Source organism: Paenibacillus sp. FSL E2-0190, from assembly GCF_037992965.1.
In the GTDB taxonomy this organism is placed as follows: Bacteria; Bacillota; Bacilli; order Paenibacillales; family Paenibacillaceae; genus Paenibacillus_AQ; species Paenibacillus_AQ odorifer.
Genome location: NZ_CP150306.1, coordinates 3,563,590 through 3,582,088, shown reverse-complemented (window position 1 = coordinate 3,582,088; position 18,499 = coordinate 3,563,590). Strand labels below are relative to the sequence as shown.

The 18,499-nt window shown below is 41.8% G+C and carries 20 protein-coding genes; 4 read left to right on the top strand and 16 right to left on the bottom strand.

All coding sequences use genetic code 11. The features are described from left to right. Window positions 1-62: 62 nt before the first annotated feature. The 4 genes from NST25_RS15590 to NST25_RS15575 all read right to left on the bottom strand — a co-directional run bounded on the left by NST25_RS15590 (window position 63) and on the right by NST25_RS15575 (window position 3,105). The gene (locus NST25_RS15590) at window positions 63-860 is read right to left on the bottom strand and encodes an AraC family transcriptional regulator (RefSeq protein WP_254848963.1); all 798 of its coding nucleotides are present in this window, start codon (window positions 858-860) and stop codon (window positions 63-65) included. Window positions 861-1,015: 155 nt separating this feature from the next. Beyond that, window positions 1,016-1,300: a hypothetical protein gene (locus NST25_RS15585; RefSeq protein WP_076217679.1), complete on the bottom strand. Its 285-nt coding sequence runs from the start codon at window positions 1,298-1,300 to the stop codon at window positions 1,016-1,018. A 23-nt stretch (window positions 1,301-1,323) separates the two neighbouring features. Next, window positions 1,324-1,683, bottom strand: a complete 360-nt coding sequence (locus NST25_RS15580; protein WP_076184918.1) for an iron-sulfur cluster assembly accessory protein — start codon at window positions 1,681-1,683, stop codon at window positions 1,324-1,326. Between the two features lie 18 nt (window positions 1,684-1,701). Further along, window positions 1,702-3,105 (bottom strand): MFS transporter, encoded by a 1,404-nt coding sequence (locus tag NST25_RS15575; protein ID WP_339281043.1) that lies wholly within the window; start codon window positions 3,103-3,105, stop codon window positions 1,702-1,704. Window positions 3,106-3,271: 166 nt separating this feature from the next. Here NST25_RS15575 and NST25_RS15570 point away from each other — a divergent pair, with 166 nt between their 5' ends. Then, window positions 3,272-3,922: a metalloregulator ArsR/SmtB family transcription factor gene (locus NST25_RS15570; protein ID WP_076302946.1), complete on the top strand. Its 651-nt coding sequence runs from the start codon at window positions 3,272-3,274 to the stop codon at window positions 3,920-3,922. Window positions 3,923-4,117: 195 nt separating this feature from the next. Here NST25_RS15570 and NST25_RS15565 read toward each other — a convergent pair whose 3' ends face one another. The 4 genes from NST25_RS15565 to NST25_RS15550 all read right to left on the bottom strand — a co-directional run bounded on the left by NST25_RS15565 (window position 4,118) and on the right by NST25_RS15550 (window position 6,934). Beyond that, a complete protein-coding gene (locus NST25_RS15565; protein WP_076184923.1) occupies window positions 4,118-4,633 on the bottom strand; it encodes a nuclear transport factor 2 family protein in 516 nt (171 codons plus the stop codon). A 65-nt stretch (window positions 4,634-4,698) separates the two neighbouring features. Next, a complete protein-coding gene (locus NST25_RS15560; protein WP_340391730.1) occupies window positions 4,699-5,709 on the bottom strand; it encodes an LLM class flavin-dependent oxidoreductase in 1,011 nt (336 codons plus the stop codon). Between the two features lie 205 nt (window positions 5,710-5,914). After that, complete coding sequence (locus tag NST25_RS15555) at window positions 5,915-6,091, bottom strand: hypothetical protein (RefSeq protein WP_175617337.1); 177 nt, start codon at window positions 6,089-6,091, stop codon at window positions 5,915-5,917. A 207-nt stretch (window positions 6,092-6,298) separates the two neighbouring features. Then, complete coding sequence (locus NST25_RS15550) at window positions 6,299-6,934, bottom strand: TetR/AcrR family transcriptional regulator (RefSeq protein ID WP_076184924.1); 636 nt, start codon at window positions 6,932-6,934, stop codon at window positions 6,299-6,301. A 562-nt stretch (window positions 6,935-7,496) separates the two neighbouring features. On the opposite strand from NST25_RS15550, the gene NST25_RS15545 reads away from it, so the two are divergent. After that, window positions 7,497-8,024, top strand: coding sequence for a DUF1036 domain-containing protein (locus tag NST25_RS15545; protein ID WP_076130509.1), 528 nt, complete (start codon window positions 7,497-7,499; stop codon window positions 8,022-8,024). Window positions 8,025-8,158: 134 nt separating this feature from the next. Here the strand turns inward: NST25_RS15545 and NST25_RS15540 are convergent, their stop codons facing one another. Together NST25_RS15540 and NST25_RS15535 are read right to left on the bottom strand one after the other, a co-directional pair. After that, on the bottom strand, window positions 8,159-8,353 hold the full coding sequence (locus NST25_RS15540) for a hypothetical protein (protein ID WP_340391729.1): 195 nt from the start codon (window positions 8,351-8,353) through the stop codon (window positions 8,159-8,161). Between the two features lie 71 nt (window positions 8,354-8,424). Further along, window positions 8,425-9,690: a YncE family protein gene (locus NST25_RS15535; protein ID WP_340391728.1), complete on the bottom strand. Its 1,266-nt coding sequence runs from the start codon at window positions 9,688-9,690 to the stop codon at window positions 8,425-8,427. Between the two features lie 444 nt (window positions 9,691-10,134). Between NST25_RS15535 and NST25_RS15530 the strand changes: the two genes are divergently transcribed. Continuing rightward, the gene (locus NST25_RS15530) at window positions 10,135-10,947 is read left to right on the top strand and encodes a class I SAM-dependent methyltransferase (RefSeq protein WP_076130506.1); all 813 of its coding nucleotides are present in this window, start codon (window positions 10,135-10,137) and stop codon (window positions 10,945-10,947) included. Window positions 10,948-11,039: 92 nt separating this feature from the next. On the opposite strand, the gene NST25_RS15525 is transcribed toward NST25_RS15530, so the two are convergent. Next, entirely contained in the window at window positions 11,040-11,231 is a 192-nt protein-coding gene (locus NST25_RS15525; RefSeq protein WP_076130505.1) for a hypothetical protein, read from the bottom strand. Between the two features lie 70 nt (window positions 11,232-11,301). Between NST25_RS15525 and NST25_RS15520 the strand changes: the two genes are divergently transcribed. Further along, window positions 11,302-11,427 carry a hypothetical protein gene (locus tag NST25_RS15520; RefSeq protein ID WP_303047864.1) on the top strand — a complete coding sequence of 42 codons (126 nt, stop codon included), beginning with the start codon at window positions 11,302-11,304 and terminating at the stop codon, window positions 11,425-11,427. A 351-nt stretch (window positions 11,428-11,778) separates the two neighbouring features. On the opposite strand, the gene NST25_RS15515 is transcribed toward NST25_RS15520, so the two are convergent. The 5 genes from NST25_RS15515 to treC form a co-directional block, all read right to left on the bottom strand. Beyond that, the gene (locus NST25_RS15515; RefSeq protein WP_076184931.1) at window positions 11,779-12,366 is read right to left on the bottom strand and encodes a DUF1349 domain-containing protein; all 588 of its coding nucleotides are present in this window, start codon (window positions 12,364-12,366) and stop codon (window positions 11,779-11,781) included. Between the two features lie 137 nt (window positions 12,367-12,503). After that, window positions 12,504-13,514, bottom strand: coding sequence for a phosphotransferase (locus NST25_RS15510; protein WP_339187047.1), 1,011 nt, complete (start codon window positions 13,512-13,514; stop codon window positions 12,504-12,506). 312 nt (window positions 13,515-13,826) lie between these two features. Continuing rightward, window positions 13,827-14,546, bottom strand: coding sequence for a trehalose operon repressor (treR, locus tag NST25_RS15505; protein ID WP_036677129.1), 720 nt, complete (start codon window positions 14,544-14,546; stop codon window positions 13,827-13,829). A gap of 164 nt (window positions 14,547-14,710) precedes the next feature. Then, a complete protein-coding gene (gene treP / locus NST25_RS15500) occupies window positions 14,711-16,681 on the bottom strand; it encodes a PTS system trehalose-specific EIIBC component (RefSeq protein ID WP_076130501.1) in 1,971 nt (656 codons plus the stop codon). 50 nt (window positions 16,682-16,731) lie between these two features. After that, window positions 16,732-18,474, bottom strand: coding sequence for an alpha,alpha-phosphotrehalase (gene treC / locus NST25_RS15495; protein WP_339191210.1), 1,743 nt, complete (start codon window positions 18,472-18,474; stop codon window positions 16,732-16,734). Window positions 18,475-18,499: the final 25 nt, after the last annotated feature.

Below are 18,499 nucleotides of genomic sequence, written 5' to 3'. Positions count from 1 at the left end.
ACTTCTGGCTTATCACCAGTAGCTGCAGACGTAGTTCAAGTACAAGAAGCTCATTATGTACATTATTTATAGGCAGAGGGAGAAACACCGAATTTCTTTTTGAATAATCGGCTGAAATATAGTGGATTGTCATAACCGACACGGTCAGCAATCTCGCGGATAGGAAAATTACCTGCTTTGAGTAATTCACAGGCCCGTTCCAAACGATAATTAACAACATAGTCGATGGGTCGTAGTCCCGTATATTTATGAAAGAGGTAAGAGAAGCGGTTGGCACTCATTGCATGCTGTTCCGCTAACTCACCAAGTGTAAGTGAATTCATATAATGAAGTTTAATATACGCAAGGGCTTCGTCTACCATTCTTTGATTCGGAGAACGATCGTTCTCTCTGTAACTGCACGCAATCAGAACCTGGTGCATCAGGCTTAAGAACAACTCCTTGATACGCAGCTTCCCAATTTCTCCGGATGGATGGGCATTCTGATGGAGCATAATTAGTAATTCAATAATTTTTAGATTCGCTCCCGGCTCCAGCTTGAAATGAGAGTCAAATTCGTGAGTACTATTCAATTCTTCCGGCATATCCAATTTATAAAAAAGGGAGTAATACTCGAGCTCAGATTGTCCTATAACCTGCGAATCCATCTGCATGCCCGGAGCAGCATGAAAAACTGATCCTGGCCGTAATTCATATACCGTTCCATTCACACATATTCTGGCTCCCCCGCGAATGATAAATAGAAATCCATGCTTAACGGTGGTGAATTCACTTAATAAGCTTTTGGGCTGGATGACTAAGCGGCTTCTATCTTCTATTTCATAGACACCTTTAGTAAATGCCTTTGCTAATTTGTCCAAATTTATCAATGCTCTGCACCTGCTTCCTAGCACCATGCTTCTTATAAAAATCAGATCCAATTCTGATATTTATTTAAAACAGTATAGACAATAGTATGCGAAATTGCTAGAAGTGTAGTAGATATTCTACTGTACACTGCAACCCAAGAAGATGCTCAGGAGATTTTGCTTGAAAATATGCCGTTTTCATTACAATCAATTTGAAGAAGTTCATCCTGTAAAATCCAAACATCAGTTTTTTCAACAAAGAAATGAAATCCGCCAATGGATTGAACCCATGCGGGATCGATCGGTGTAGCACTTGCATTAATTCCAACAGTGAAAGCATCAGAGCCTCCACCGGCATATTTTGCATAAATTCTTACATATTGCCCCTCTTCCAAACCCCATTCATTCTTAAATGAATCCAATGCTTTTTCGGATACTGCAAATGATATCATTCCTCTTCTCTCCTTCCTGCTGTTTAATCACATTTTTTTATTTCGCCACGATAATTGGCCATTCTGAAACTGGCTCCGCATCCACATGAAGCTTTTGCATTAGGGTTATTCATAGTGAATCCGCCTACCATTCCACTCTCTTCATAGTCAATTTCAAGACCGTCAATATATGGAATACTATTCGGGTGAACCAATATACTAAAATCTTGTTTATTTAATATAATATCCTCTTCTGCTTGCTGCTCATCCACGACTAGGGTATAGGATAGTCCACTGCATCCTCCTTCATCAACACCCACTCTTAGAAATGGATTTCGGATATTCGCACTTGATAAGATTTCGGCGATTTTTTCTGATGCTTTGTCACTGACCTCGATGAACATTGTGAACTCCTCCTTCGTTTATTTGTTTTTCAAACCTAAAGATTGGATACCCGTTCCTATTTGTTCAGCTACTGGTGAGATCCGAGTGCTCGCAAATAAACTCATTACAATCAACAAGAGATGGAAACCCATTGCTACAATTAATCCGGATTGGAGTGACATTCCGCCAGCCTGACAAACCACAAGGATAGAACCGCCGATCCCGATAACTACACCGGGTGTAAAAGAATCCGCAAATTGCAGATTAGCCGAGGTGTTGCCGACACCTCCTTCTCCTGTCTGAGAAAACGCCACAACACCGCTAATCGGATGCGCCAATCCAATGCCGATTCCAGCGATGATCTGTCCAATAACTGCTACGGTAACGGTCACAACGGGTATCCAAAATACGATAGTAATCCCTATGGCAAGCAGCAATACACCCAGAATAATTCGCGTATGCCGTCCACGGCCCTGATCTGCCGAATCCCACCGTCCTTGCAGATACGCTATGACGCACCAACTCAACGCAGCACTCGCTACAATCAATCCGGCCTGAGAAGGCGTTATTCCTTTCACATCGATTAGAGCCAATACCAAGAAATTCTGTGTGCTGGTATAGGCAGCGAAGAACAGCCCACGTGTTGCCAGAATAGCTGGCATGCCTCTTCTAAGCGTAAGAGTTCCCTTCGGTAGCAGTTTGCGGAGCGGAAATATCATAAGTACTAAGCCGATAATGACTAAAACAAATCCCATAATGCTCGGAAGCATGCTTAGACCAACTAAGAAAATCCCTGTACCCATCGTTAACAGTAACGCATTCCAAGTTGATGAAGCTCCGATATCCCCTTGCGTCTTCGGTGTTTTTAATTTCGTGAACGCAGGTAAACTAAGCAGTGCTGAAATCATCAGGATCGGTAATATTCCCCAGAAAACAAACCGCCAGGACCACTGATCTGCAATAAGACCTGCAACGTAAGGACCGAGCATGGACGGAAGAACATAGGCCGTACCAAATGCTCCGAGTATTTTGGCGCGTAATTCATCCGGGTAGCTTAAGGATATTGCTGTGTACACACAAGTCATCATAGCTCCGGCACCCAAACCCTGCATGGCCCGTGATCCTATCATGGTATACATATCGCCTGATGTTGCGGCAGCAATCAACCCAACGATAAACAAAAGAAGTGCGATAGTGAACGGTACTGCAGGTCCTCTTCTATCTATGATTCGACCGACGACCAGAGTCCCGATAATCTGCGCAAGCAGATACGTACTGAATATCCAGCCAAACAGGCTAAGGCCGTTCAAATCTCTAGCAATTGAAGGGGCAATGGTGGTTACGGACAGGCCTTCGAATCCAACGGCCATCACTGACAGAATAATACCTATGGATAGTGCAAAATAACGTGGGCTGAAAATACTTTGATGATTAGACGACATGAAATGTGACCTCCAAGGAAATTGGTATGTATACATCGTATCCGGACACTTAGTAAACACTTTTGTTTATAATGTCTAAGCTACAGTCCAGCTTTGACTTTGTCAACATTTTTGTTTAAAATGTAGTCTGTGATGTAGATTTAGTTGTTTCAGTAGGAGGTGCAACGTGAGCCGAAATCAAACCAAAAAGGATGTCTCAACCAAGACCCGAAGAGCGATCATTGATTTGTTAAAGCAACAAGGGGGAATGGATGTTATGGCACTCTCCTCCCAGTTTTCGCTATCTGGAATGGCTATTCGTCAACATTTGAATGCGCTGAAAGAAGAAGGGCTGGTTACTAATATAGAAGAGTCCCGTCCCATGGGGCGGCCCACCAAGCTATGGATCTTAACCCCCGCGGCCGATCGGTTTTTTCCAAGCGGATATTCGGATTTATCCGTCAGTCTGATCCATTCCATGAAAGAAGCTTTCGGAAATGAGGGGCTGGACAAGCTGCTGGCTGTTCGAAATAAGAATATGCAAGAACAATATCTTCAGCATCTTGGTGATACAGCAGACGTTAGAGAGAAGCTGGAGAAACTGGCCGAGATTCGAACAAATGAAGGGTATATGGCCGAGGTTAAGGAGCAGGATGATGGCAGTCTTTTATTCATTGAGAAACATTGCCCGATCTGTGAAGCTGCTGCTGTATGTACCGGGTTATGCAAAAATGAGTTACATCTATTTAAAACTGTTCTAGGTAATAATGTTCATATTGAACGGGGGGAGTACATATTAGCGGGAGGAAGAAACTGTGTTTATACGGTTAGACTCTGACAATTGCTGTGGCACTTTCCAAACCCTTTCCATGTCACACATGAGCATCCAATGACTAGCGATATGAACCATTATCATAATATTCATTACAAATAAATAACAACCCACAGCCAAGATTTATAATAAATATGATCTTGGCTGTGGGTTGTTATATTTTAGCTTTTACCCTCTAATGGTTTATAACGCAGGAATACTTCATTCAATCCAAGGCTTACGAACCCAACCATCTGTCCATTCAGACGCTTGAGTTATAGCACCGCTTAATTTTTTGAAGTACCACTTTCCATTTACCTTAACGAAATGATCAACATAGTTCCCGGTCATTACTACTGCGTCTTCTTGGGATCTGTCATTTTTATTAATAATGGTAGCAAGACAGTTCAAATAAAACTTTCCAGTAGCACTATTCCCATCAGAAGCTATTACGATTTCTGGTGACGTTATATAATGTACGACCCATACAATATCCTTAGAAGCTGCAACGAAATGCTTCTTTATCTCATCATGGCCTGTTGCCTCGCCACCAATACCAGTAACTAACCAATGTCCATCTGGTATGAATAATGAGGCGATTCCATCCGGGTCATAATGGTTATCACAATAACGTGCGTACTGATACTTTAACTGTTTGATTGCTTCAATATCTTCTAACCGAGCTATTCTTTGTTCTAAGCTTAGATTATCGTTTAATGATTCATTTAAATTCAACATTTTTGACTTCCCCTTCAATGATAAATTTGATAGTTGTGCTCCGTTTTTCTAATCCTTAATAAAAATTATAATTCTTTCAAATTAAAAGCTCGCGCCAGCAGTTCAATAGATTTAACTCTATTATTAGCTCCTGAGATATTTGGCAGAATAGTTACTTCTTTCACTCCATATTTTTTTGCAAGATTCTCAATTTGTTCCTTAACATGATTTACATCACCAACTACAACGCGATTGCGATTACGATGAATAGTTTCTTTCTCAAATGAACTGTATGAATAGATCTTTGCAGTTTCAATTGAAGGGTAAGAATTTGGAGTTTGTGCAGACTCAGCTTTCAAAAGCCATAAATCAAATGCTTTTGCGAGCTCTTCTGCCTCTTCATTTGTTTCTGCGATTACAGCAAATACAGCAATCATTACATGAGGTTCTTTAAACAATTTGGATGGTTTAAAGTTTTCTCGATAGTGATTTATTGCTCTTATCCCTTCTCCATAAGGATTAATAAAATGAGCAAACGTATATGCAGCGCCATTATCAGCAGCTATTTTGGCACTTCCTCCTCCCCCACCCAAGACCCACATTTCAGGAGTTGTAGAAATATCAGGCGTAGTGAACAAATCTTTGAAACGATGTTCTTCTGGAAAATCATTCGTTAAGAAACTTTTTAGATCCATAACTTGTTGCTCATAGGAAAGTGGTCTAGTTTTCTCTTCATTAAGTGCGTGAGTGACTAATCTATTTGCTCCGGGAGCTCTTCCTATACCTAAGTCAATACGATTAGGGTACAGAGCCTCTAGCATCCGGAAGTTTTCAGCCACTTTATACGAGCTATAATGAGGAAGCATCACTCCTCCAGAACCGATTCTTATGTGATTTGTTGAAGCCGCAAGATGCATCATGAGCAGTTCAGGAGTACTTCCTGCTAAGGACTGCATTTGGTGATGCTCTGATACCCAAAATCTCTTATATCCAAGTTGATCCGCTCTTTTTGCCAACTCCGTTGTCTGAATCAATGCTTCTTGTGCATCGTAATTTTCGTCCACTGGCGAATAGTCCAATATGTTTATTGAAATCATGTTTCTCAAAGGGCTCCTTTTATAAGGGAATATTTATTATCCTCGTATTGAACAATTAGTTGGCGTATTTATTTTGAAAACACCCATATATTTGCATGCGCATGCATATAAAAGGTTAATATGATTATCCTGTTATTTATGTTTACTAGTTTTCTAAATTAGAATGTTTTGCTTTACTTTGAGATTTTAATCCATAGTTCCGACCTTACACCACCCTATTCATTTTTTTCGCCACAGGTACCCAACCTTCGATAAAAAATAGTTTCTCCCAAGCAATATCTCCTTCATTCCCATCCATCACCTTCTTCACCCAATGCGGTTCCACAATAAATTCCCGACCCATGGCAACAAGAGTAATCCCACTGTTTAGGATGTCTAGCATTCTTCTGGACTATGAATAAAACCTACTGCCACTAGGGGAAGACGATCACCGTGTAAAGTACTCAAACGCTCAGTAAATAGTTTTTCATCCTAAGGTCTCCATAAAGACCCCCGGTTGGCGTTGCTTAGAGAACAAATAACCATTTCTAGAACGTGTTCTAAATTTAAAGCAAAAATCCATAGTTGTCAAATAACTATTTCCAAAAATTTATTCGTACAAAGCTCTATACGCCTCTGTAACTATACTATTCAAATAAATCCTTAAGATTTTTTGAACATTCTTTTGTAGGTCATAGCTCCCATCTGTCAGGCACCACTCGAAGATGAGTCCTTTAACTAAAGTGCAAATATCATTAGCAGCTTCATGTATATCTACATCTGGCGATATAAATTCCTGTTCTTGCCCATGTTTTATGGCAATGATCGACTTTTCAAAAAATGGAACCTTGTGGATTTCTTCTGGGGAATGTTTATCACGTGTATTTAAGCTTTTATTTTTAGTGGAATAGTAATTTGATAAAAATTCAATACCCATCTCCATACAATAAGAAATGTAAATATGATAAATTTGAGCGATGTTCTTTTTCACATCATCATCAAACAGAATCTCGTTTTCATCCATGTACTTTTCGTACCCGTATGCTAAATAATAGGTCAAAAGATCATCTTTGTTTTTAAAATGATGATAAAACGTACCTGTAGATACGTTGGCTTCTTTGCATACATTACGAACCGTTAAATAGTCGTATTCATATTCTTTCAGCATCCTGATGGCTGCATTATGTATATTTTCTTTGACTTGTTGCGATTTTAACTGACGTTCAGTTAGTACCTTTTTCTTCATTGTAAAACTCCCCCCTGATCAAACCAATACATTCAGAATTCTTATATCAGCCATTTTACTTGATACTCTTAATGTTGTACATGTCATTGGAAATAAGTCAGCCTTGGAACAGGTCTGCGGAGTTCGACCAGAAATCTAAGTAAAGTTTTGCCTAGTGTGTATACCAGTTCACGCATTTCTTCACTATAGTCACTGTTGATATTTCATCGACACATAGGGGAGCGTCTGTATGACAAATGCTGGGATTAATTTAACTATTAGTCAGAGCAAATACTCATTACAACCCTGCAGGTGTTATGTTTCTAATATATACATCCACATATGTTTTTTTGACTCGGACCAAACAGAACAGATCTACGTCCTCTGACGAATTAATAAGTTCGATCGATAAAATAGGATGACATAGATAAAGGACGGCACGCGAGAGGTCTCTTCTTAATTTATCTACCCTGACTCTTCATATGAGCAACCCAATCGATTCGAAATTATTTTCTTAATGTCCATTCCTTTCTTCTATTAAACTGCATACTTTATTCTATCAAAAAGAAAGGAGCTTAATGCAATGGGACTTAGTTTTCGTAATAGTACCAGTGTAACCATATATGTTGCCTTTGCATATTACTCCTCTGCAAGCTGTAATAAGGGCTCTATCCCCTTAATACCTTGGCCCAGCTGGTATGAAGCGGTAGGTTGGTACACAATTAATCCAGGTCAAACGGTAGAGGTATTGAATGGGGCAGTCAACAATCGTGAGATATATTACTATGCCGAATCTGCAGATAGGCGTCTTGTATGGTCAGGTGTTAACTATCTTACTCTACCGCAAAATGCTTTCAAACTTTGTGGTGGCGCAGGTTACTGTGCTGCTCCGCTTTGTAGAAGGCTTGGATTGAGAAAAATCAGTATTGGTAACTACAGAAATTACACGGTTAATATTGTATCCACTAGTATTCAAAGTCAATCTAAGTTTTTAAATGTCAACACGGCAGTTCCTGGTAAAAGGAAAAATGTTGGCCGGAGTACCTCTCCTATTAAAGGTCTTCGAGTTGTACAACCTGCTGCAGGCAGGAAATCTATCTCGAAACATTAGGCGAAAAAAAGTAGAAACAGTCTTGGACTTTCGTATTCAGTCCAAGACGTTTCTACTTCTCTCATATACAAAACTCCAAGATACAAACCCCCAGCCTCTTCCTTACCGGAAGAAGGTTGAGTTACTGATTATCACTAAAGATAAGGGTTCCTTGTTAACCCTGCTGCCGGTATTATGCGTTCTTCTGCTGCTGTCCCGCTGCTACCTTCTTTCTTTTGTAGTATAATCGTGAATTCACCTATGCCCGGAACGTAGATACGTGCTGCAGAATGCTCTTTGTCCATACTCGACAATAGGATCATAATTTCTTCTGCCGATGTTATTTTCATCGTATGATTCACCCCCTGCGGTAAGATGAAGAACAGAATTTAGAGTGTACTAAATTCTTTGTCCTTGCTTCCTACGGATTGATACCGACTGAGAACGGACGTGCACCTACAGGAATAACACTAATCACAGTCTGGGTAACCCCATCAATGACCGATACCGTGTTATCATCCTGATTGGTGATATAGATGCGATTGGTCAATGGATTAACTCCTGCACCATTAGGGTTATTCCCGACCGGAATGGTAGTAATCACCGTATTCGTTAAACCGCCAATCACCGACACATTGTCGTCATCCCGGTCTGGCACATAGATGGCATTGGTTGATATGTTCACTCCCAATTCAGCCGGAGTCGTTCCTACAGGCAAGTTAGTTATCACAGTATTGCTGGCTCCATCAATGACTGAAACGGTGTTACTGGTAAAGTTCGAGACATAAATCCGGTTCGTTAAGGGATCAACGCCCACCCGAAATGGATTAACCTGAACGGGAATCTGCGTAATAACCATATTCGTAGACCCGTCAATGACGGTAACAATATCCGAGTTGAATTCAGCTACATAAATAGTATTGGTTAAGGAATTCACGCCGATCCCCGTTGGAAAAGGAGAACCGCCGGCGGGAATAATGGTAGTCACCACTGTGTTGGTTAATCCGTCAATGACAGTAACACTATTATCATTAAAGTTAGCAACATAGATAGCATTGGTAGCAGTATTGACCGCGACAGCACCTGCTCCATCCCCGGCAGGAATGGTAGCCAGCACCGTATTGGTCGCTCCGTCGATAACGGATACGTTGTCGCTGTTCAAATTAGCAACATAAATACGATTAGTTAACGGGTTTATGGCTACTCCCGCAGGATTCACACCTACAGGGATGACTACTATCACCGCACCTGTTGCCCCGTTGATCACAGAAACATCATTGCTATTGAAATTGGAAACATAAATGCGGTTAACGGAGCCTGTGGCTCCCCCATTTTCAGTTCCCAGCAGCTCAGATGATACAAGCCGGTGGGCGGTAACCAGCTCCCCGTCTGTATTTTTGCCCCACATGGAAATTTCCGTCTGTAATTCTGCAAGACCTTCCGTTGTAAAGACAAACTCATAGGCATCCAGATTGGCAAAGTAATTTCTTGTAATCACCTCGTCTGGAGAAATAGTAACAAGCTCGCTTACATACAAGGTCCTTGTGAGGGTTAAATTGTACCCTTGGATCAGAATTGCGGACTGATTTAACGCATCCCGGTTATCAATCTTGACCGTCACCTGTTCAGTAGGTCTGAAACCGCTCACAGCGCTATTATCAATAGGTCCTGATGATAGAATGGCCATTCTAGTGAATCCTCCCTTAATTAAAGATTTAATATAAACTACCAGTCTCTCTTTAATGTATGTAAGAACTGTAGTCGGGATTGGACTATACAATAGCTAGAATTAAATTATAGCTTGACTGCCTATTTATCTAGGAAAGGTGTGTGCAAGTCCAGTTGCATGCCTAGAGCAGCATGAAAAACTGATCCTTTTCGTAAATTAAAATATCGTAACATTCATACTTATTCTGGCTCCCCCTGCGAGAGATAAACAGAAATTCATGCTTTATTTCACAATTGGAAATTTTAGCGGGAAATTTTGGATGGATATGTTCATGGGAAAATGGTAGATTATTCTATGGTTAATCCCTCAGCTTGTTCGTGTTCGATATATGTTATTGGGATTACGCGCAAGTCGGGAGATATGTTTAGGCTTATATAATCTATATTTGGGGCGGGTGTCTGCATGGACAAAAATTCTGGTTATAGAACAAACGTTATAGGCGCTGGTGAGGTTGGCGTCGCCATCTCGGTCGATATGGATACGAATACTATTCATGAAACAAACAGCTTATTTTGGGATACAAAAGGAAATGAAGTTTTAGGAGCTACTGCACTTCCTCTTTATGGAGCATTTGTATCGGAAGAACAATGCCAACTTTTTGGTGATGTCTCAGGGAAAAAGTTGCTGGAGATAGGCTGTGGAAGCGGTCAATCTTTGCAATATCTGGGGGAACGCAATGCATCTGAACTATGGGGTACGGATATAGCTGAGAACCAAATCGAAAAGACTAGGCAACTTTTGACGGAGCACGGTCTTTCAGCAAAATTGATCTGCTCACCTATGGAAGAAGAATGTGGCCTGCCAGAGGATTATTTTGACTTTGTATATTCGGTTTATGCCATAGGCTGGACAACTGACCTTGAGGGTACTTTTAGCCGGATTGCTTCTTACCTTAAAAAAGATGGATCATTTATTTTCAGCTGGTCTCACCCTATACACAAATGTGTTGTTGCAGAAAATGATATGCTTGTTTTTAAAAAATGTTATTTCGATGAATCTTGGTATTCAGTATCTCTTGATGAAAGTACGCTAACTTTATCGGATCGTAAATTATCAACTTATGTGAATGCGCTATCTAAAGCTGGATTTGTTATTGAGCAAATGATTGAGCAATCTGATGATGAACTTATGCAGTCGCGGGACGATAAAAGCGATTTTGCAAAAAAAGCAAAGATGCTTCCTGTAACTTTTGTAATTAAAGCAAGAAAACTCTAGCATCCGATACCTATTGAACAACCTTACAACGTAAAAATTATTTTTCTAAGCCGATCCAGAAAAGGATCGGCTTATTTGATAGCTTTTTAAGATCAATCTTGTCTGTTCTCAACAGATTTCATGCGGTTTTGATCATCTGGCACTCGGTCATTACTGAATTCCTGGCCTGCTTCTGCTTCACCATGACCGGAAGCACTTCGGGCAAAATTTGTGAACTGCCTCTTCTGCTCATCCAGCTTGTGTTTACTTTTAAGAAGCTCCTGCGGATCTTGATTTGTCATCATTATCACCTCGCAAAATAGATTCATGCTGTTTATTCGCACTACATAAGTTTTCCATAATAGGGCGGTGCTTATGCAAGATAAAAAAACTCCTGCTCACCATAAGCAGAAGTTTCTAAATGAAGTTCTAGTTAACGAAAAATATCAATTATTTTATGCAAAACAAGGTATTCCAAAACAACAATCCCACCGCAAATGAGTATAAAAAACTGAAGCCTTGCCGTATTCATTCTATCCTTCCAATACTCTCCCCGGAATAATGAAATGATGTTAGGTGTAAAAGTATGCCTAATCGATTCGCTATAATCATCTTTATTCACGAAGAACACGCGAAATAAAAATTTATATACTGGAATATTTAAGAACAGTAATAAAATGATCATCACAAGACTCAATGTCCTCGCCTCCCAAGATCCAATTATCCTAATTTCACCACATGGATAACTATAGAAATCGCAAACTGATGACAACTTTATAGCCGCTCATAAAAAAAGACCTTCCTTTTAGGAAGGCCCTTTTGAGTAATATTCACTTTCAGCTGCGTAAACGACTATTTATGCTCCAACCACTTACACTCTGTAATTTCCATTTCGGTGAAAACACCTTTAAATGAAGAATTCTCTGGGCTACAAGCATATAAGCCAAAATTTATTTCCTCATTCCCTTCAAACAAATGAAAAATACGCATCTGTTCAAATATAGTCCCGTCCAAAGAGCTTTCAATACAGAAATCACTTTCGCGTCGACTTAGTCTATAATACATAGTTTTAATGTTTGCATCGATATCAGTTGTTGCCCAATCTGAATATCCGTGATTTGTAACCACACTTCCAAGTCTTTGGAATTCCTCATTTTCATATTCTACCGATGCCTTGAACCAATTATCACTGTCCTGATAGATGACTATCCCACACTGCTCGTATCTATGTGTACTATCATAATCTGTTCTTACTATAAATGAAAAATACTTCTCAGCAGTTTTCATTAACAGTGCAGGTGAATTATCATTTCTAAAACCATAATAGGTTCGTTGCCAAAAATCTGTATTCGGCATCGTTACAAATTCAATCCTGTTTTCTGTAATAGAATAATCATTGATTGGATTTATCCAAAAAAGCTGTTCTTTATCAAAGTTCATTGCTCTACTCCTCACTTTTTATAAAGTTTTGTCAACCATTTTCATTGCTAAGATTCCAAATACAATTTAAATAGTTTTCAGCAGTTCATCCTAATAATACCATTTGAAAAATATAACGCACATCATTTTCTAATCTTTTATATTGAAATATCCAGAGAATTAAATAAAAAGGTTGTCCCGTTCACATAAGCTCTCAAAATCGCTTGAGCATATGGCTGCTCTTCAATCAACCCCTCGGTCTCAAGCGGATTCTCTGCATGAAAGCTATAGGCTTCGATTATTGCCATGACTAAGAAGCACTCTAGCTTCATTATATATTCATTTTCCAGCTTCCTGATTCTCTGATATCCTTCGACGAAATAAGCTCTCTGTGTTGGGTATAATCCCATAATAGCCTGAGCTATATCGTAAAGATGATAGCCGAAGCCACATCTGCCAAAATCGATAGGATACGGTTCATTATCCCGAAAAATGACATTTCCATTATGTAAGTCCGCGTGGATCATCCCATAATTTTGTTCATGTCTTGTGAACGTTTCGAGACATGTTGCCACTTTAGTGGCGGCTGCGGAATATAACTTAAAACCCTCATCCGATATGAAATGTTTGCGATGTAGACTTAGGTGATCCCAGTCCCGTTTAAAGCTCAGTACACCCCAAGAAGGACGAGTAAAACCGCTGGAAGGACTAAAATCAGAGCTGGCCTCATGAAGCTTTGCCATCAATGATCCTGTTTTACGGATGCCCTCCTCCGTTAGTTCGCTTTTGTCTACATGCTTTCCCTCGACCCATCGCATTAAGCTCGAATAAAACCGTTGTCCGTCACACACCGATGTTTCCGTAATAAAGGCCCCTTCACGATTGATTACAGCTTCGGGCAAGAGGAGGCCCTTGCTCTTCAAAGCGAACAACCACTCAATTTCTGAAATGGTTCCTTCGCGTTGTTTGTTATCCGGGTGAATGCGGAGCAAGAACTTTTCCCCCACATCGCTTACAATGCGGAAGGTGACATGTTCGGATACTTGAATGAAGTGAATGGAGTTCCAGTCTATTTCATATTCCTGTAAAGCATGAAACGCCGCTTGTTTTACTTGCCTCAGAGTTCGGTGTCGGTTCTCCTCAGTATTGATCCGAAAGCCATTATTCATTGCTTATCTCCTTTGTCTACCATACTTCCATCATTTTAACAGTCTAGACGGATAGCTGTAATGATAAAGAATGAATATGAAAAGAGTTTTCTCTTTTTGACTCACCTATAAAAATAGGGAATTCATTGCCACTTAGGCATGAAATTCCCTACTCTTCAAATCTAATAAGATTCTTCTACAAGCGAAATTGCAACAGGTTCTGCTGGCCCTCATTGTTCGCTCCCCATATCCATACGTTTCCATCGCTTTTCAGAGCCATGCTATGCAAGGCACCAGCGGATACACTGATAACTGGGACACCCTCGGATCAGCTTATCGCCTCACCCTTCGAGCAAAATCCACGAACTGGAATTTATCCAGCCGGTGTCTAGACTCGGTATATTGGTAAAGCACCGTGTTCTCCAAATACACATAATTTCGTACTACTACAATATGCGTAAAATTCTTCAAATCGAGCAGTCTATGATCCTCCTCAGTAGAAGGCTCAACGGATATCAGCTTCTTCGCATAACTGATCTTAAGCCCCAATTCCAGCTCCAGATATTCATAGATTGAGCCTTCCGCGATTTCCTCACTCAGAAAGGAAACAATATCCGCACGAAAATAATCCTTATCCAAAATGATCCGTTCACCTTCAATTTCTCTGGCGCGAACAACCTTCCAAATCAGAGTTTCAGGTGGAATCTGCAGATGTCTGGCGATTGCGGAGCCTGCCGGCTCTTGTATCGTCCGCTCTACCAGTGTCCGTGAGGCAGTACCCAGGGTATCGGCCATCTCTTTAAATGAAATCAACCCGGTAACAGGGAAATCCATTCTGGTCATGTCAAGCACAAAGGAGCCTCTGCCCTTAATTTTGTGAATATATCCTTCACGGAAAAGTAGATTCAGCGCTTTGCGCACGGTCTCTCGTGAAGTGGCGTAAGCTTCGGCGAGTTCACTTTCGGAAGGCAGCTTGGTTCCCGGCAGCAGTTGTCCAGAATGGATTTGGTTGCTGTATTCATTATAAATTTGCAAATATTTATTTTCTCTCAATTTTGATCACCGCCCTTTATTGTATCACGTCATGCCTTTGGAAGCATCGATTCAATTGGAGGGGAATTTATAGCGTTGAACATATAAATTCTTATATTTATAGAAAAACAGCCCCCAAGGGGCTGTCTTTCTAAAGTATAAAGTCTTTGCCAATATAGCCTTTATCAACCCTTGAGATGAATAGTCAAGATACTTGTTTGTTTGGCCGTAGCTGGTCCGGTCTTCTCCTCGATCTTCTCGACCATCTCCTGACCTGCAGGAATGATGATTGGAGTAATCACCGGGTAACCTGCTGCGCGGATAGCTTCCATATCAAATTCTAGTAGAAGCTCTCCTGCTTGCACCTTATCACCAATATTCTTCAGGCTGGTAAAACCGCTACCTTTAAGCGCCACCGTGTTAATTCCAACGTGGATTAATACCTGAACACCGCTGGCATGCTCCAGTATAAGCGCATGTTTGCTCTTAATCACATGGGCTACTGTAGCATCAAAGGGAGCATATACTTTCCCCTCAGAAGGTTCGATTGCAATTCCCTCACCCATTTGCTTTTCAGCAAAGGCAGGATCGGGCACCTGTTCCAGCGATACTGCAGTTCCACTAAGCGGTGAGACAAGCTCCAGAATATTAACTGATTCCTGTGACCCTTGAACGGAATGACGGCTGCTCAATTCCTCTGGTTCGCTCGTAGTACTAGAAGCCTCTGTAGCTGTGTTCTTTTCGGAACGACCCACTACAGAACGTCCGTACAATACTGTGGCGGCAAATGGCACAACGAGAACAATAACCATGCCAATAAAGAAAACGCCCCACTGATTCGGGAAAATCGAAAGGAAACCGGGAATTCCCCCTACGCCAATGGATGAAGCTCGAACCTGGTTAACGGTAAGGAGCATACCGGCAATTGCTGAGCCGATCATCCCGAAGATGAAAGGATAGCGATAGCGGATATTCACCCCAAAGATTGCCGGTTCAGTCACACCGAGGAACGCAGAGACGGAAGACGTAGCCGCCAAACCTTTTGCCTTTTGTTCTCTAACAACGAACATCATCGCCAGTGCCGCAGCGCCTTGCGCAATATTGGAGAGCGCCAGCATCGGCCAGAGGAAGGTGCCTCCCTCACTGCCGATGAGCTGAACATCGACTGCCAAGAAAGTATGATGCATCCCAGTGATGACCAGAAGTGCATAGAATCCACCATAGATCAAACCACCAAGGAGCGCAAAATGATCAAATACATAAATCAAACCCGAGGTGATAGCATTGGCAATGGCGAACGTAACGGGTCCGATAATGGTGAAGGCCAGAAAACCTGTAACCAGCAGGGTCACTGGAGCAACGACCAGTAGTTTAATGGAATCAAGCACCCGGCGGTTGAGGAACTTCTCCAGTCTAGCCAGAATATAGGCCGAAACCAGTACAGGCAATACTTGCCCCTGATAACCAATCTTCTCCAAATGCCAGCCGAACAAATTCCAGGTCGGAACGGTTCCCTCAGTTGAAGCACTTGCATAACTGTAGGCACTTAATAGATCCGGATGTACGAGAATGAGACCCAGCACGATTCCGAGCAGAGGACTGCCCCCGAAACGTGTAACAGCTGCCCAACCGATAAGGGCTGGTAAAAAGGTGAAGGCTGTGCTGGCAATCGTGTTAATAATCGCAGCAATGTCTTTCCATGCAGGATAGACATCTACCAATGACTTACTATCAAAAAAGATACCAGGTCCGGTCAAAATATTATTAATCCCAAGCAGCAAACCTGCGGTTACGATGGCCGGAAGAATCGGAATAAAAATATCAGCCAGTGTTTTGATCGCCCGCTGCAATGGATTCTGTTTCCGTGCTGCCGCTGATTTCACGTCATCCTTGGAAGAGCGGGCACCACCAGTGATTTGAATCATTTCATCGTATACTTTATCTACAGTTCCTGGTCCGATAACGATCTGGAACTGCCCTTGCGTAGAGAATTGTCCTTTTACGAGTTCGTTACGGTCCAGGGCTTCCGAATCCACCTTGCTCTCGTCATACAGCGAGAATCTCAGCCGGGTTACACAATGCGTCGCAACCTCAATATTCTCCTTGCCCCCAACCGCCCGTACAATATCTTCAACATTTTTGCGGTCTATAGCCATATCTTCACTCCTTACAAAATTGATGTGTGCTCCTTCTCAAGTACACCTCGTTAGCGGACTAACCACATGTAGGAAGCATAAGGACTAAGCTGAAGCTCTTGTGTTAATGATGGTGCATCTGCTGTATTCCCAATCAGAAGCTCGTCCTTACCACTTGGCGACAATTCAGTCCAGTGATTGTCTTTAAAGCGGAAAGAGATTTCTTTATTGCTGAAGTTCGAGACCACAACAAGTGTCTCCCCATCTCCTGTTCTGGCGTAAGCGAAGACTTCAGGATGACCTTCATCGAGTCTCTTGAAAATACCTTCTATGAATACTCCATACTCCTTGCGAAGTGCAATTAGTTTGCGGTAATGGTGGAAGATGGAATCAGGGTTTTCCAGTTCCTTCTGCACATTGATGTCTGGATACCGCTCATCTACCTTCAACCATGGAGTACCAGTGGTAAATCCGGCATTCCGGCTGTCATCCCACTGCATCGGCGTACGTGAATTGTCCCGCGAACGTTCTTGGAGAATGCTGAGAGCAACCTCCGGGCTTTTCCCCTGTTCACACAGAATGCGGTACATATTTAGTGACTCAATGTCGCGGAACTCATCGATGCTTTTCCATACCGGATTCGGCATACCGATTTCTTCCCCTTGATATACATAAGGTGTTCCCTGAAGGCCATGCAGAGTTGTCGCGAGCAGCTTGGCGCTTTCCACACGGTAGACCTTATCATCAGTGAATCTGGAAAGGGCACGCGGTTGATCATGATTGTTAAAAAATAGTGCGTTCCAGCCTCCGCCTTTCTGCATTCCGGTCTGCCACTGCGCGAACAACCGTTTCATTGCCTCGAAATCATAAGGCATCAGTTCCCACTTCTGTCCATTCGGATAGTCGACTTTTAAATGATGAAAATTGAAGGTCATAGAAAATTCCCGCTCTTCGGGACTTGAGTACCGGATACAATGCTCCAGTGTAGTTGAGGACATCTCTCCTACAGTCACCATCTCAAACGGACCAAACACCTCTTCATACATTGTTTTGATGTATGCATGGACCTGTGGACCGTCAGTATAGAATTTACGTCCATCCCCCGGTGGAACACTCCCGTCATCGTTAGGGAAGCGCTGATCTTTGGAGATTAAATTAATTACATCCATGCGGAAGCCGTCGACACCCTTTTTAGCCCAGAATAACATCATATCATTCACTGCTCTACGTACCTTCTCATTCTCCCAGTTCAGATCCGCTTGGGTTTTATCGAAGAGAGTAAGATAATATTGTCCCGACGCTTCGTCGAACTGCCAGGCAGGCCCACCGAACTTCGACTGCCAGTTGTTGGGTAAGCCGCCGTCCGGAGCCGGGTCCTTCCAGATATAGTAATCACGGAAAGGGTTGTTCCTGCTTGAAATGGACTGTTTGAACCACTCATGTTCAGTCGAGGTATGGTTAACCACGATATCGATCATTAGCTTCATTTCGCGTCTATGCAGTTCCTGTATTAGCTCGTCAAAATCCTCCATCGTACCGAAATCCGGGTTAATATTTTCATAATCTGCTACATCGTAACCGTTATCATGTTGCGGCGAAACATAAACCGGCTGTAACCAGACAATATCGATTCCAAGCTTCTGCAAATAATCTAATTTCTCAATAAGTCCTTTAATATCTCCTGTTCCGTTGCCTGTAGTGTCCTTAAAGCTCTTCGGGTACACCTGATACACCGTGGAGCGGCGCCACCATTCCGAATACTGGGACTGACTCAAGTTGAACACCTCCAAAAAGAATTCCTTTATTTCAACCATTAAACCTGTATATACAAGTTCAAAC